The sequence below is a fragment of the Paenibacillus sp. EB106-04-04-XG159 genome, assembly GCF_058791835.1.
This window is the reverse complement of the sequence record NZ_JBYTDY010000007.1, coordinates 43,467-58,660: the sequence shown is the minus strand read 5'-3', so window position 1 is coordinate 58,660 and position 15,194 is coordinate 43,467. Positions and strand designations below refer to the sequence as shown.

At 46.6% G+C, this 15,194-nt stretch carries 15 protein-coding genes; 1 reads left to right on the top strand and 14 read right to left on the bottom strand.

Translation table 11 applies throughout. The features are described from left to right. Window positions 1-70: 70 nt before the first annotated feature. From AC3WTP_RS10465 to AC3WTP_RS10400, 14 genes are all read right to left on the bottom strand, one after another. The gene (locus AC3WTP_RS10465) at window positions 71-1,681 is read right to left on the bottom strand and encodes a serine/threonine protein kinase (protein ID WP_492394551.1); all 1,611 of its coding nucleotides are present in this window, start codon (window positions 1,679-1,681) and stop codon (window positions 71-73) included. Window positions 1,682-1,901: 220 nt separating this feature from the next. Next, window positions 1,902-2,984: an SAM-dependent methyltransferase gene (locus AC3WTP_RS10460; RefSeq protein WP_492394550.1), complete on the bottom strand. Its 1,083-nt coding sequence runs from the start codon at window positions 2,982-2,984 to the stop codon at window positions 1,902-1,904. An 18-nt stretch (window positions 2,985-3,002) separates the two neighbouring features. Then, complete coding sequence (locus AC3WTP_RS10455) at window positions 3,003-3,773, bottom strand: ABC transporter ATP-binding protein (RefSeq protein ID WP_492394549.1); 771 nt, start codon at window positions 3,771-3,773, stop codon at window positions 3,003-3,005. Further along, entirely contained in the window at window positions 3,766-4,116 is a 351-nt protein-coding gene (locus AC3WTP_RS10450; RefSeq protein ID WP_492394548.1) for a thioredoxin family protein, read from the bottom strand. The genes AC3WTP_RS10455 and AC3WTP_RS10450 overlap by 8 nt, the downstream gene beginning before the upstream one ends. Window positions 4,117-4,121: 5 nt before the next feature. Continuing rightward, window positions 4,122-4,457 (bottom strand): cyclic-phosphate processing receiver domain-containing protein, encoded by a 336-nt coding sequence (locus tag AC3WTP_RS10445; RefSeq protein ID WP_492394547.1) that lies wholly within the window; start codon window positions 4,455-4,457, stop codon window positions 4,122-4,124. A gap of 20 nt (window positions 4,458-4,477) precedes the next feature. After that, entirely contained in the window at window positions 4,478-5,347 is an 870-nt protein-coding gene (locus tag AC3WTP_RS10440) for a DNA-formamidopyrimidine glycosylase family protein (RefSeq protein WP_492394546.1), read from the bottom strand. Window positions 5,348-5,398: 51 nt separating this feature from the next. Next, the gene (locus AC3WTP_RS10435) at window positions 5,399-6,259 is read right to left on the bottom strand and encodes a TIGR01457 family HAD-type hydrolase (protein ID WP_492394545.1); all 861 of its coding nucleotides are present in this window, start codon (window positions 6,257-6,259) and stop codon (window positions 5,399-5,401) included. Window positions 6,260-6,507: 248 nt separating this feature from the next. Then, window positions 6,508-7,467 (bottom strand): ribonuclease Z, encoded by a 960-nt coding sequence (rnz, locus tag AC3WTP_RS10430; RefSeq protein WP_492394544.1) that lies wholly within the window; start codon window positions 7,465-7,467, stop codon window positions 6,508-6,510. A 281-nt stretch (window positions 7,468-7,748) separates the two neighbouring features. Beyond that, entirely contained in the window at window positions 7,749-11,186 is a 3,438-nt protein-coding gene (metH, locus tag AC3WTP_RS10425) for a methionine synthase (RefSeq protein ID WP_492394543.1), read from the bottom strand. A gap of 146 nt (window positions 11,187-11,332) precedes the next feature. Further along, on the bottom strand, window positions 11,333-11,728 hold the full coding sequence (locus AC3WTP_RS10420; RefSeq protein ID WP_492394542.1) for a FixH family protein: 396 nt from the start codon (window positions 11,726-11,728) through the stop codon (window positions 11,333-11,335). Window positions 11,729-11,922: 194 nt separating this feature from the next. Beyond that, window positions 11,923-12,735 carry an HAD family hydrolase gene (locus AC3WTP_RS10415; protein WP_492394541.1) on the bottom strand — a complete coding sequence of 271 codons (813 nt, stop codon included), beginning with the start codon at window positions 12,733-12,735 and terminating at the stop codon, window positions 11,923-11,925. Between the two features lie 18 nt (window positions 12,736-12,753). Beyond that, on the bottom strand, window positions 12,754-13,275 hold the full coding sequence (locus AC3WTP_RS10410; RefSeq protein ID WP_492394540.1) for a methyltransferase: 522 nt from the start codon (window positions 13,273-13,275) through the stop codon (window positions 12,754-12,756). A 201-nt stretch (window positions 13,276-13,476) separates the two neighbouring features. Next, on the bottom strand, window positions 13,477-13,698 hold the full coding sequence (locus tag AC3WTP_RS10405) for a DUF896 domain-containing protein (RefSeq protein ID WP_492394539.1): 222 nt from the start codon (window positions 13,696-13,698) through the stop codon (window positions 13,477-13,479). A gap of 133 nt (window positions 13,699-13,831) precedes the next feature. Further along, a complete protein-coding gene (locus AC3WTP_RS10400; RefSeq protein WP_492394538.1) occupies window positions 13,832-14,215 on the bottom strand; it encodes a LysM peptidoglycan-binding domain-containing protein in 384 nt (127 codons plus the stop codon). 286 nt (window positions 14,216-14,501) lie between these two features. Between AC3WTP_RS10400 and lexA the strand changes: the two genes are divergently transcribed. Then, window positions 14,502-15,134, top strand: a complete 633-nt coding sequence (lexA, locus tag AC3WTP_RS10395) for a transcriptional repressor LexA (protein WP_492394537.1) — start codon at window positions 14,502-14,504, stop codon at window positions 15,132-15,134. Window positions 15,135-15,194: the final 60 nt, after the last annotated feature.

The following is a 15,194-nucleotide window of genomic DNA, read 5'->3' as shown; positions in this document are numbered from 1 at the left end:
CTTGTCGTTGCGCTGATCCGTGAGGTTGTCCCATCAGTAGAACTTCTACTAATGGGACAACCTCTTCTCGTTAATGGGCTGCATCGCGCTGGACAGAGTCCTTGGGGCGATGGCGCAGCCACCGTCTTAGCCAATAACGAGGCTTCATCGTTGAGCTTGGCAAAATCCATTTCAACAGCCACTGATCGATAGCAGCATGGCCGTTGAAAGGGTCTACACAGGTAGGAAAGCCTATCACCCGCTGGCATACAGGACGTGCGGGATGCTGTCGCAAGCTGCTCGTCGAAGCGTGCGGAACTAGATAGTTCCAGCGTTTATAGTTGCATTCCTGCAAATAAGCCAATGCCTCGTCCATATGCTGCAGCCTCCAAGGCGCAGCACTGCCCACAAGCCAACTGCTCGTCGCACGCATAAATTCTGTCATCCGAGAGGGCTCTTGACCGCTGCCCAGATCCAGAACGATGAGATCGTATTGGGATTGCCACTGTTGCATGAGGTTGTCGATACGATGAATGGCGCCATACTTCCCCTGTTCTCCTGTACATAAGTGAATGTGGTGAACACCATTGCATAAGTATGGCTGCTCGCTTCGAAGCTCTGTACCGGACGAATCCATGGAACGAGAGAGTGCTGCCACAGTCGCGGATTGCTCTCCTACCGTGTCCACATAAGCAACTCGCCCCTTGAACAATCTTGCAGCGGCATGCGCAATCGATATGGCTGTATGCGTCGTACCTAAACCGCTCGATACGCCAAGCAGCGCGACTACAGCTCCTTGTGACCGTGAAAGTTGAGAAAGGGCGTTATGTCTATTGGGCAGCTCATCTGGCCAAACCTTACCGATACTGTGTCCACTCGTATTCTGGATGTGACTTTCAGCGTAAGCTCGAATCTCCTCCATAAGCTCAGCTGCTGATCCATAACGTTCATCCGGCCGAGGTGATAGGAGCTTAGCAATTATGCTGCCGAACTCTTCATCAGCCGCTTCTTTAACCATTTCACTCCGAAATCTTACTGTTCCGCACCATTTACCGTCTGTCAGCATATAGGCCAATATTGCGCCAGCCGCATAAAGATCTGTCCGAGCATCGCTTTGCTTGCCTTCGTACTGTTCAGGCGCAGCAAACCCGACTGTTCCCAGCTTGACTGTATCGCTATCAGCGCGCACATCGTGCTGCCTGGCGATGCCAAAGTCAATCAGCTTGACCGCCCCTTCTCTCGTCAGCATCACATTAGACGGCTTCAGATCTCGATAGATGATAGGCGGTTGCTGCTGATGCAGATATTGAAGCGCATCACATAATTGAAGCGCTATCGATACAGCTTCTTGCAAAGATATGCGCTTGCTCTTCACTCGCTCTGCCAAAGTCTCCCCTTCAATGAGCTCCATGACGAGATAAGCATGGCCACTCGCGTCAGGAGGGAAGAAGTCAACGATAATCGGCAGATTTGCATGCCGCAGAGCAGTAAGCCACTGAGCTTCGCGAAATAAATGATCTCGATCATATTCAAGCGGAATGGATTCTTTAATCGCCCATTGCTTACCCATCAATCGTTCATCCATCGCTGCATAGACGTAGCTCATCCCACCGCTGCCAATAAGGCGAACAATACGATATCTCCTTTGGAACAGCATGCCTCTAGTTAAACGTGAATGCGCTCTCGTACTTATCGTCCCCATCCACTCTTCTCTCCTTCGAAACTCAACATCATATATAACAAAACATCCCGAACAACTCCTGGTGCCAGGATTGTTCGGGATGCTTTCCCTTACTAGACGTGTATAATTGATGCCATTATATGCCAACGAAAATAGTTTGTCTAGCGTAAGTTCACTTTTGCATGATTATTGCCTAATCTATATTCGACTGATCATCATATACCGTTAGTAGTTAACGCTATTAATACTTCATCATATAAAGTGTGATCTCATCGCGATTGTGGAACAACTGCTTCGCACGCAGAATGTGCAAATGCTCCTCAAACATCGCCATGCATTCGCGAATCGTCTGCAAAGGCTTCTTATGCATCAGCTTCACCGTCACAATGATGGTACCGCCAGGCATTACAGCATCCAGCAACTCGATTACAAGCTGAGCCGTATGCTTCGGGCTCCAGCTCATATCACAGACGAGCAGATCGAATTCATTCGGCTCGAACGCCACCTCGGCCGCATTGCGCTGAAAGATCTGCAGCTGCGGATGCCCTTGCAAGCTTTCGTGCATCTTCGCTGGGTCAACCGCCGTTACATGCACCCCGCGTTCGAGCAGCAGGCTTGTCCAGCCTCCTGGGGCAGCGCCAATGTCGAGCGCGTTGCGATATGACGCGAAGCTCAAGCCGAAAGCGTGCTCCGCTTCGAGCAGCTTGAATTTCGCACGCGAGATCTGACCTTCCTCGCGTTGAAAGCGAATAGCGCCTCCCGGCCAGTCTGAGCCTTGATCCGCTATTGAAGCAATGCCCGTGTACAGATTGCCATCATGGATGAAGACAGACCATATCCATTGCGGCGCCCGCAGTACTGGTTCAAGTCCTCGCTGCTGCAGTGCAGCTTCAAACAATGGCTTCTGATTCAGCTCCGTCTCTTCCTTCCCCTTGCTCCGTCGCAGGTGAACGGACACTTTAGCGCCATTTTCCACCATAATGCCGCTCTCGGATATAAGCTTGTCCCACAGTCTAGCAGCTTGTTCCTCCGTTTGAATGTCTTCAGCGGACAATACCGCCATCACCGGGAACATGTCACGAATGAACATCGCAGGCTGATCGACCTGGTGACGCCATATCTCTGTTGCAGCATCCGGAAGCTCCATCAGGGCGACTTCCCCAGGCACGAAGATCTGGCTCTTCAACTGACCGTATCGACGTCGAAGCTCTTCCTGCGCATATGGAATATAACTATGATTAGCCGTAATGATCCAATGTGATCCGTGTTCATAGTGAGCCGTAAGCTGTGATGCTGCGTTATTATGTTCTATTTGCTCTGTCAAAATGAGATTCCTCCAGCCCTACGTTGACTTTAATCGAACCCATGGGCGATTATCCAGCCAATCGACTGCTACCGGCAGTCCGTAGGTGTGTGATAAATGTTCTTCTGTTAATACTTCTTCTTTCCGACCAGCAGCTACGAAACGGCCGCCTTCCAACAACGCGACATGCGTAAAGATCGGAACGATTTCCTCTAAATGGTGCGTTACATATACCGTATGAATATGACGGTCGCGAAGCTGTTCCAAGTCCTGCAGCCATTTTTCACGTTCATATAGATCTAAACCTGAGCATGGCTCATCCATCACGAGCAGCTTAGGATTGCTCATTAGCGCGCGGGCGAGCAATATTTTCTTACGTTCACCTTGTGAACAAACAGACATCGGCTGCTCCGCCAAATGTTCCAGACCTACTAATCTCAAATTATCGAAGGCCCGAGTCTTCCATTCCTCAGGTATCACCTCGTACAATCGCAAGTAGGCTTGGATCCCTGAGGCGACTATTTCCCATACAGGATCTCGCAAGGTGAGCTTCTCCACTAAAGATTGACCAATGTATCCAATCTCTTTGCGCACCTCACGTACATCGCATCGCCCATATTGATGGCCCAACACGTTTACTATACCGCTAGATGGAAATTGGTATCCCATTAACATTTCAAGTAATGTCGTCTTGCCTGAACCGTTACGCCCGAGGATAACCCACTGCTCTCCAGGCGCTGTCTTCCAATTCAGATCGTCCAGTATCGTACGTTCGCCTCGTAAAAAGTTGACCTGTTGCAGTTCAATCATCCATTCTACCTCCCCCGAGCAATGCAAACAAATGAGTGACGGAATGCAGTGCATAATGCAGTTCCGGAATACTATCGTTTCTGGAATGATGAGGCCATATCATAAGACAAGGAATGCTATGAATCTTATAATGAGCAGCCGTCTCAGGAGACATGTTCAAGTCAAGCCGATATAGCCGCAAATGAGGCAGAGCGTGCTGTACCACCCGCAGCATTTCTTCACCCAGCTTGCAAGTGCCGCAGATCGGACTGTACACATAAACCGCATCAGGTCGCGCGTCATCTCCTGCCTGATCGGCAGCATCTATTATAGAGAGCAGTTCGGGCAGTTTAATGTCCCTCATGCTTATCACTTGCTCCTGCTTGCTTCGCGCAAAGCGTCCATCGTTAATGACTCGTTATATAGCTCAACGTGCTCAGGCTTATTCGTATACAGCATCTCATACATTCGTTGTCGACCAGTCTGACAGGACGTATGTATATAGATGCGCTTGGCATATAGGCCGCGACGCACCATCTCCTTCACGAGCTCTGTGCCAGTCGGCTCTCCATAACCAAGATCATGGTCAAGAGACAGCATATCCACTTCTTCAAGTTCTAGAAGCTGAAGACATTCTTTAGCATTCTTAGCAAGCGCGAAGCCTTCAGGGCAGCGCCGCCTATCATCCAGATATACATGAATCAATTGATATCCCTCTCTTCTGTCTAGTGGTTAGCCATAATTTCGGTACGCTTAGCATGCTCAGATTGGCATGATGCACAGTGGACTGCAGGCTTTCCTGCAATTGTCATTTCCTCAATCTTCCCACTGCAAGTTGGGCATGACTCTCCGACGCGACCATTTAACTGATAAGGATTCGTTTCTGTATATTCAATTGCATCCTGAAGCCAAGCGAACATCGCCTCATATACAATTTTCCAATCCTCTTCCGTAAGCACCTCTGTCCTTACATTCGGCAACAAACCGGCACGAAAACATATTTCGTCGGCAACAACAGGAGTTATACCCGATATCACAGCAGGATTCGTCAGTGCTGTTTTCAACGCAGTACGGCGCTTCTCGAATATACGTTTGAACACTTCCGCATTCAAATTACGAGACAACGGGTCCGGCCCCCATTTCTTCAACTGTTCAGACAGTTCCTTTGCTGTGATCCACTGCAATGACAAAGAGCGAGCTCCGCTGACTTCCCAAGAACCGTTATCGAGCGTCAGAACAAGCTGCGCCTTTGCGGCACGTTCGCTATGAGATGACACAACTCCATCTTCAAGATGCTCTTGAGGTTTATCCTCTTTAGCCTTATCCGTCTCTTCGTTATGGACTGGATAAGCTTGCATCTCGCCTCCGAATCCAACTTGCAGCATCAATCGCCGGCCATCATCCAGATGGAAAATGAGCGCCTTGCCCCGTCTCTCCACAAATAAGAGCATTCGCCCAACAACACCATCAGCAAGCTCTTCCATCGAGACAGTCAACCAAGATTCACGCTGTACATGCACACCGCGAATTCGTTGACCTACCCATTGTTGATCCATTTTTCTGCGTATCAGTTCTATATCTGGAATCTCCATCATTGGCCATCATCCCTCTCTCTATCTATCATGTTTCTATTCTGATCGTACTGATTACTGCTCATATCGTTCTGCAAACCATTGCTTCATGGCGAATAAGTCTTTACATATGATGTCAGGAGAAACCCCTGTGTTCTCTATATAAAATGCCAAATTGCTCTCTGTTGTCACACCCGTTAACACTAAAGCTGTATGACAACCAGCATTTGCACCAGCCATAATGTCCGTCAGCATATTATCGCCAATCACGATTGCTTCCTCCGCTGTGCATCCCAGTCTCTTCAGCGCCACATCCATGATGATACGACTCGGCTTGCCGATGACGACAGGCGTGCTGTCCGTTGCAGCAGCGATGGCCGCAGTTAGCGTGCCAGCTCCCGGGGATATGCCTTTGTCTGATGGCAGCTTCAGATCTGGATTCGTCACGATATATTTAGCACCTGCGCGAATTGCGCTTGACGCTGCCTCGAGCTTCGCATAAGTAAAGCTGCGGTCCAGCCCCTGCACCACGACATTAAACTTCGTATCTCCATATACAGTCTCAGGTTCAGATGACCATTGTACATCCATTTCATCCAAGGCCTGATTCAAGCCCTGTTCACCAATTACAAACACTTGCTCACCGACATGCTGCTCACTAATATATGCAGCAGCTGCTTGTGAGGAAGTTACGACATCATCTGATTCCGCAGGTATTCCCATAGATTGGAGCAATGCAGCTACCTGTTCAGGAGTTCGCGTCGAGTTGTTCGTCACGAACAATACTGGCACATTCCAGTGGTGAAGTGCTGTAACGAGTTCATCTGCCCCTTCAATCATATTCGAACCGTGAAACATCGTACCATCTAAATCGATTAACGCACATAGACGTTGATTTGCTAGTTCTTCTTTTTTACAGTGTAGTCCATTATTCATGTTGACAATCCTTTCGTAACTCCATTCATTTCATTGTAATGAACACCGCACTGCCATGCAAGCATGGTTTGCATGAGAATTCGACTTCTTGCGACGACAACCCGCGTCGAACTCCGCTGAATCTTCATCATAATTCGTTCAAGACAACCAAAGTTGTCATTCCCTGCGCTTTCCCGGAAAATAATCAACGCGAACATTTCCCGATTATAAAAAAGAAACGGCTTATCGCCGCCTCCCTGTAAAGTGTATTATTCTTCATGCAGCTCATCAGAATTCTCTTCTGACGTTTGTGTCATGGATATCACAATATGCTCATCGGCAAGCTCAACTACGGGAAATACCTGACGAGCTTCATCAAGCAGCTCATTCATCATATCCTCGTCCTTGTATCTCGAACTGAAATGCGTTAACGCGAGCTTCTTGGCTCCGGCCTTTACTGCAATCTGCGCAGCTTGCTTAGCCGTTGAATGGCCGAATTCATTAGCGTTCTCTGCTTTATCGTCCAAGAAGGTCGCTTCATGGACTAACAGATCCGCATTCCGAGCTAATCGGACTGCATTATCACAGGGTCGAGTATCGCCAAGAATGGCTACCGTTCTGCCAGGGATCGGTTCACCCAGCACAGATGTTGCAAACAGAAACTCTCCGTCAGGAAGCTGAACATCCTCACCCTTTTTCAGTTGGCCATAGATCGGTCCCGGAGGAATTCCTTTATCGCGCAGCAGTTCAAACTTGAGCTTACCTGGACGATCCTTCTCTTGAATGCGATATCCGAAACTTTGAATACGATGATCCAAGGGAAGTGCTATTACTGAAAAATGCTCATCAGACCAGACGGGTCCAGCATCAATTTCCTTAATAAGCAGCGGATAGTTTACTTCCGTTCGACTGACACCGAATACCGTCTTCATATAATCACCCAAGCCCTGCGGTCCGAATACCGTTAGCGGTGTCTGTGCTCCTTGACTGGAACGGCTGGCCAGTAACCCTGGCAAACCGAATAGATGGTCTCCGTGCAGATGGGTAATAAATATAAATTCACATTTACTTAGCTTCAATGGCGAACGCAAGATCTGATGCTGCGTTCCTTCACCACAATCAAACAACCAAAAGGTGCCGCGTTCTTCATATAAGCGTAATGCCAAGCTGCTCACATTGCGACGTGTCGTTGGTGTACCTGCTCCAGTTCCTAAGAAATAGAGATCCACTCTTCCACCTTCATTCTCATTAAAATAATGGCTCGATGCCTCAAGTTTCTTTTACTATAACATATCTAATCGTATCTAAAGGTATAGTTTCCCGCCATTCTGCAGCTTCCATTCGTGCTGTTATCTGTAATGCAGTACTATTGATTCTGTTATACACAATTTTTGAGGCGGAGTCAGCAATTAGTTTCTTCGTTACCCTTATAGAAAAGAAAGCCTCTGTATTCTTAAAGGAATACAGAGGCTGCTGGCAAGAGATGAGCAAATTCAACTTATTATTTGATTTATGCTTTATCTACATTAAAATATTGAGCTTGAGGATGTGCAAACACCATTGCACTCACTGACGCTTCGGGTTCCATCATATAACCTTCAGTCAAGTGAATTCCGATATCTTCAGGCTTCATCAGTTTGAACAACGGTTCCTGATCCTCGAGGTTCGGACATGCAGGATATCCGAAGGATACGCGAATTCCTTGATAGCGAGCGCCGAATCGCTCCTTCATCGTCATGTCGTCGCGGTCAGGGAAGCCCCATGCTTCACGCATCATATGATGGATCCGTTCAGCAAGCCCTTCAGCAAGTTCAAGCGCAAGAGATTGCAGTGCATGCGAACGCAGATATTGTCCTTCCTTCTTCCACTCTTCAGCTTGATCTCGTATGCCGCTGCCCGCTGTTACAACAAGGAAGCCTACATAGTCCATCACACCGCTGTCCTTGCTGCGCAGGAAGTCCGATAAGCAGAGATATGGCTCAACTTGCTGGCGCGGGAATGTGAACGTGTGAAGCACTTCTTCCAGATGATCTGGATTGTAAATATGGATGGAATCGCCCTCTGATTGTGCTGGGAAGAAGCGATACATGGCGTTGGCTCTCAGCAAGCCGTTGCTCGAACCTTCACGCAGCAGCGTATCAACCGTTTCCTTCAGTTCCAGCGTCTTCGGATCACGAGCTTCCAGAAGCTTATCAATCTTGCCTTTCACTCCGAGATGATGACCTAACAGCATCTGGAAGTTCAGATAAGGAACGATCTGTTGCGTCTCGATGTCACGAATGACATGCCGCTCTAGATCAGGCGGAATATATACAATCTCTTCACGAATGTTTGAACGAACGACTCGTGACAATTGCGGAAGCTCATTTTCTTGCTCCTGCTCTAGTGCCAGCCGTTCTTTATGTGCTCGGAGTTCATCGACGAGCAGACTGCGCTCCTGATCATTCATCAGCTTATTGGCGATATCTAGTCCGTCCATAGCATCTTTTGCATAGAGAACAAGCCCGTCATATTCAGGTATAATACGATTTTTCGTAAACTTGCGCGTCAGCGCGGCACCACCAACCATGATCGGCACATCGATGCCCGCATTACGAAGATCCTGTGCAGTGATGACCATTTGCTGCGCTGATTTTACAAGGAGACCGGATAACCCGATCGCGTCAGGCTTCTCACGGTGATAAGCCTCGATTAATTGATCTGGTGGAACTTTAATACCGAGGTTCACGATCTCGTATCCATTATTGGAGAGAATGATTTCGACTAGGTTTTTACCGATGTCATGAACATCGCCTTTAACAGTGGCCAATAGGATCTTACCTTTTACCGCTGATTCATTTTTCTCCATAAACTGTTCTAGGAACGCGACAGAGGCTTTCATGACCTCCGCACTTTGCAGCACCTCGGCAACAATAAGCTCATTGTTGTTAAATAGACGTCCAACCTCTTCCATTCCAGCCATCAACGGTCCGTTTATCACCTCAAGCGATGAATAATTATTCAACGCTTCTGTTAGATCCGGAATGAGACCTTCCTTCGTACCCTCAACAACATAGGAAGCAAGTCGCTCTTCAAGCGAGAGATTGCTTGCTTTCTCCTTCTTTGCCACGATGCGGTCGCGGAATGCCGTCACAAATGCCGCTAACGTTTCATCATTCGTATGATACAGCAATTGTTCTGATAGCTTGCGCTCGTGTTCCGGAATAGAGGCGTAACGCTCCAGCTTTTCCGTGTTTACGATCGCGTAGTCAAGCCCAGCCTTTGTACATTCGTATAAGAATACGGAATTTAGCACCTCACGACCTGCAGGCGGTAATCCGAAGGAAATGTTGCTTACCCCGAGAATTGTCTGACAGCGCGGCATCTCAGCTTTAATCAATCGGATTCCCTCAATTGTTTCTTTAGCGGAACCGATGTACTGCTCATCCCCTGTTCCAACAGGGAATACCAACGGATCGAATATGATATCCTCGGGTTGAATACCATATTCATGGACTAATATATCATAAGAACGTTTGGCAACAGCCAGCTTATCTTCACGCGTAATCGCCTGACCTTTTTCATCAATCGTACCCACGACCAATGCTGCGCCATAGCGATGTACAAGCGGAACAACGCTCTCGAATTTCTCTAAGCCATCCTCAAGATTAACGGAGTTAATGATTGCTTTGCCTTGCGAATATTTTAAGGACATCTCAAGAACTTTAGGATCTGTCGTATCTATGACGAGCGGGGCCTTGACTTTCTTCACGACTTCCTGCAAGAAAGACGTCATGTCTTCTGCCTCATCTCGGTCTGGGTCCTGCAAACATACATCTATAACGTGCGCGCCTGTCTTCACTTGAGAGCGAGCGACTTCTGCCGCTTCCTCAATCTTGCCCTCAGCGATTAAACGCTTAAATTTTCGCGAGCCCAATACGTTTGTACGCTCACCGACCATATATGGGCGGCCTTCGTCTTCGATATATACGGTATCGATGCCGGATACAGCAGGAGGATGCTCGCCATATTTACGGCGCGGTTCGTAGTTCGACAATGTCTCAGCAAGTGCGCGAATATGAGCGGGCGTTGTCCCACAGCATCCACCGGCAATGTTCAGCCATCCTTGTTCGGCGAATGCTGCAATCTTGCGGGCCAATGAATCGGGTGATTCGTGATACTGTCCATTCTCGTCGGGCAATCCAGCGTTCGGATAACAGCTGACTGCCGTCTTTGCGATCGCTGACAGTGAACGAATATGATCGCGCATAAACTCTGGACCTGTCGCACAGTTTAGCCCGATCGAGATCGGATTCAAATGTTCTAACGATACATAGAAAGACTCAATGTTCTGGCCTGCGAGTGTAGTGCCCATCGGCTCGATTGTTCCTGAGATCATGAGCGGCAGCTTGATGCCAGTTGTCTCAAAGGCACGCTGTATACCAATTGAGCCTGCTTTCACATTCAATGTATCCTGCGATGTTTCCAATAGCAGCGCGTCAACGTCACTCTCGATGAGGGCCACTGCCTGCTCGTAATAGCTGTCAACAAGAGCATCAAACGTTACACCGCCAGTTACAGACAGTGTCTTCGTCGTCGGCCCCATCGCACCAGCTACATAACGAGGATGATCTGCCGTTGAATATGCTCGAGCGGACTCAACAGCGAGCTTGGCAGCAGCGAGGTTGATTTCGCGTGCACGATCCTGCAGATCATATTCTGCTAGTACGATGCTGGTTGCGCCAAATGTATTCGTTTCAATAATATCGGCTCCAGCCGCAAAATACTCATCATGGATTCCACGAATGACATCAGGACGCGTTAATACGAGCATCTCATTGCAGCCATCCAAATGATCTCCGCCGAAATCGTCTGGGCTAAGGTTAGCTTGCTGAATCATGGTGCCCATCGCACCGTCAAGAATTAGAATACGTTCCTGTAGACGTTCTTGTAACGTTGGTTTTCTCATCCCTCTGCCCACCCTCTATGTAAAAATATTTGAAAATAAGTGTAACAGAATCTTTCCCAATAGGAAAGATAGGGAATTATCGAAATTAACCATGTAAACGCTGTATATATTATTCTATTTTTATCAGCGTTAATTAAGCGATTACATTACTTTACTTCAAAAGTTTTGCTTGGCATGGAGTGCATAGCCCCAACTGTAACATGAGATATGATGGTATACTTGCCTGCTTGATCGAACTTATTAGACCACTCATACTTACCGTTTTCTTTATGCTTTACTTCTACCTTTTGGTGCTCCCCACCTTCGATCCACCATTCGAACTCTACTTTATCTGCATTCTCAACAACTTTAGAATTTTGCGTAACAGATGCTGTGATTGTTACAGATTCATTCAATCCTATCTGTTCTGGTGTGCTTAGTTCGACGTTGATCATCGCAAGAGAATTCATTGAACTTCCCATATCATGACCTTCATGCTCATTGCTGCAACCTGCTAGTAGTACGAACGCTACACTAGATATATATATGGCTTTCTTCCACATTCACCATTCACTCCTCTGCTTCTATGAGACGGCATATCATAACTTCCATTATATCCAACAATTTCTTGAACGTAATGACTCAATTGAGCTAAAGACAGCAGTATATGTGAACGAAATATGACATTTATCACACTGAAGCTGCGACATCAAAAAAGGACTGAATCTTCGTATGAAGATCCAGTCCTTCAACTGTTCTATTCAACCGTTTGCTGCTTGTTGATATGATTAATAACTTCCTGTAGTTCAGTTAGACTCTTAATCGTATACTCAGGCTGTACCGGTCCAGCTAACGGTTTATCATTGCGGTTTACCCAAGCATTATGCATACCTGCATTAACCGCTCCTTGAATATCTGTTGTAAGTTTATCCCCGACCATGATCGCTTCAGCTGCACGAATACCAGTCAATTTCATTCCGTGCTCATACAAACTGAGCGCAGGTTTACCCTTATCAAAGTTGCCAGAGATGAAGATATGGTCAAAATACTGCTGTATGCCCGGAATACCGTCAAGCTTCTCTTGCTGCAAGCAAGGTGCTCCATTCGTTAACAGCACCAGTTGATAGGATTGTCGCAGACGTTCCAGCACTTCAAACGTTTCATCATAAACATATGGCCGTTGGCGTCTCTCTTCCATGAATTGCTGTGCACAAGCACGCCCTAATTCCTCATCCTTCACGTCCAATGCTTCAAGGCCACGCGTCCAAGCCGCAGCTCGATATTGTGGAACAATCTCTTGCAGCATTCGAAACTCTTTATGCTCTCCACCTGTAAAGTGAGCCCATAGTGCTTCAAATGGATTAATGCCAATATTCTGAGTAAATGGATAAGTTTCATAGGAAGCATACAGGTCGCGTGCTGCAGCCCGAACAGACTCTTCCAACTTAACAGGATCGACTCCAGCTTTTTCCTGTGCAAATTGACACGTTGCTGCGAATGCTTCCTCTACACTGCGTTCATCCCATAGTAATGTATCGTCCAAGTCAAACCATATCGCCCGAATCGTCACTTTGCCCCACTCCTATGCTTACTTCGATACCTTCTCGTACGGAATTTGATGTTGTACCGCAAATTTAATGACGCCTTCTCCCATTTCTTCAGTATTGTATCGATTCAGGAAGCGGGAGAAGACCCAGTTGCTGCCTTTGCCAGACTTTTCAATAACGACATAACCTTGCTGAACTGTAATCTTCTTAATATCCTTGACATAAAGGAAGCGAGGTCGATTCCACTTGGTTGTCGAAACGTAGTCTTTGCCGATCTTGAGATAAGGCTTGCGGAAGAAGATGATCAAGCCTAGACCGATATAAGCAAAGATCGTTACCCAATAGAGCCAAGCTGACTGGGCACCTTGTGCAACTGGAACACTGCCTACCAAGGCGAATAACAGCGCTATAGCAATGAGCACAATCGGCAAAATAAAGTTTCTACCTTTAAATTGCTCGTACTTTTCCACACCGGTGTGGAGTGTAGGCTTGCCTGATTTCTGGCGTTGCTTGTTTAATGATGCACTGTTCTTGCGGACTTTTCTTTCCCAGCTACGTGACATGTTGTACTTACTCCTCCTAATCATGAACAATTCATTCGCTTAAGTAAAAATACTTCAGTTATACTAAACAGTATACACGGAATATACGTTTGAGCCGAGCTTATGATTCATTAATGGCATATACCATATAATGCATAACAGCTTAAAGCTCTTGTACGCTAACAAAGGTACGAACATTGCTGTCCGTACCTTGAGATCATGTTATTGAGGACCGAATCTCGATGTCGACGGCGCTTGTCCATCCTGATCTTCATCTTCAGCCCATTTTATCGTGTTTAGATGGCCTCTTACCTGCTCGCGAAATTGAACTAAATATTGTTCACGCAGTCGTGCACGCTCGCTTGCCTCATCATCAGTCAAGCCTACTGTCTTGTGCTTACGAGCAAGTTCGTTTATGCGGGCAATCAATTTCTCTAATTCCATATCTAACCTCCAAGTTGTCCTTCCAATACTAATACTTTGACATGGAGGTGATTCAAAGTCAAGCAATAAGCTCTATATACGAATCTCTTCTATAACACATCATGAGCATCATATATAAGGAAGAAATGAATACTCAGTTAGATGCAAGTATCGGTACTTCAATTACGTCGCCGGCTTGTAAATTGCTTGCTTTCATATCATTGTGCTTCATTATATCTTGTATGTATTCACGAATATCATAATTGCCCTCAGCAGGAAGATAAGTATCTGCGATACCCCACAGTGTATCACCTGGTTGAACAATGACACTCTCGACTTGTGTTCCCGCTTCTACTACGGCATCTGACTCTCCTGTCAACGCTTGTACGATGTTGGTAAAAGTAAAGCATAAACCTATAAATAATGTCATGAGCAGAGCTGTTCGACGCATTCTGCGTGAACGAATAGCTCGTGACTTCGCTTGTTGTTGTTTGACAGCGCTTCTAGCATATATTGATCGATAAGTTGTATACATCATGATTAACCAGTCCTCCAAACGTGTGTTCTGTTCTCTGTTCTTAATTTAACACGAACACTTGTTTGAGTCAACAACATTTTAGAACAAACGTTCTCTATATTTGTTAAGAGCTATTTACTTGGTTACATTAACCGAAACAGATAACATGCTTATAACTGATTAATCGATAAGAATAGCCACTTATAAAGTGGACAAGAATCTCCCCTAAAGTTTAGAACTTACGTTTGTACGAACGGTCGTTCTATGGTATAATTTAAAAAAAGCGCACTCATTGGAGTTGATTCTATTGTCTAAGATTTCTAGTCGCCAACAAGCGATCCTTGATTTTATACGCACTGAAGTTAGATTGAAAGGCTACCCGCCTTCTGTACGTGAGATTGGCGAGGCTGTCGGACTCGCATCCAGTTCAACAGTTCACGGTCACTTGGATCGACTCGAGAAGAAGGGCTTCATTCGACGTGACCCAACTAAGCCGCGCGCAATTGAGCTTCTAAACAGCCAAGATATGGTCGGAGAAGATTCGAACTTCAATCACGCGATCGCACGAGTACCTGTTGTCGGTAAGGTTACCGCTGGTGAACCTATTCTTGCAACTGAGAACATTGAGGATTATTTCCCGCTTCCATTAGACATGGTTCGTGAGGATGATACGGTATTCATGCTTAATGTTCACGGTGAGAGCATGATTGAAGCTGGCATACATAACGGTGACTACGTTATCGTGCGTCAGCAGCAAACTGCTAACAACGGTGATATCGTCGTCGCCATGACAGAAGATAACGAAGCTACTGTCAAGACATTTTATAAAGAGAAAGATCATATTCGCTTGCAGCCTGAGAACTCCACGATGGAACCGATTCGTTTGAATCATGTTACCATTCTTGGCAAAGTTGTCGGTCTGTTCCGTGATCTTCATTAATACACTTGCACGGCTAAAGAGAACGCCTCGCCGGTACTCATGATGAGAACCACGCGAGGC

Excerpts from the sequence above, each read along its gene's own strand:
- metH (WP_492394543.1), bottom strand. The coding sequence starts at position 11,186 with ATGAGAAAACCAACGTTACAAGAACGTCTACAGGAACGTATTCTAATT.
- AC3WTP_RS10400 (WP_492394538.1), bottom strand. The coding sequence starts at position 14,215 with ATGATGTATACAACTTATCGATCAATATATGCTAGAAGCGCTGTCAAA.
- AC3WTP_RS10420 (WP_492394542.1), bottom strand. The coding sequence starts at position 11,728 with ATGTGGAAGAAAGCCATATATATATCTAGTGTAGCGTTCGTACTACTA.
- AC3WTP_RS10455 (WP_492394549.1), bottom strand. The coding sequence starts at position 3,773 with ATGATTGAACTGCAACAGGTCAACTTTTTACGAGGCGAACGTACGATA.
- AC3WTP_RS10465 (WP_492394551.1), bottom strand. The coding sequence starts at position 1,681 with ATGGGGACGATAAGTACGAGAGCGCATTCACGTTTAACTAGAGGCATG.
- AC3WTP_RS10440 (WP_492394546.1), bottom strand. The coding sequence starts at position 5,347 with ATGATGGAGATTCCAGATATAGAACTGATACGCAGAAAAATGGATCAA.
- AC3WTP_RS10450 (WP_492394548.1), bottom strand. The coding sequence starts at position 4,116 with ATGAGGGACATTAAACTGCCCGAACTGCTCTCTATAATAGATGCTGCC.
- AC3WTP_RS10410 (WP_492394540.1), bottom strand. The coding sequence starts at position 13,275 with ATGTCACGTAGCTGGGAAAGAAAAGTCCGCAAGAACAGTGCATCATTA.
- AC3WTP_RS10405 (WP_492394539.1), bottom strand. The coding sequence starts at position 13,698 with ATGGAATTAGAGAAATTGATTGCCCGCATAAACGAACTTGCTCGTAAG.
- AC3WTP_RS10435 (WP_492394545.1), bottom strand. The coding sequence starts at position 6,259 with ATGAATAATGGACTACACTGTAAAAAAGAAGAACTAGCAAATCAACGT.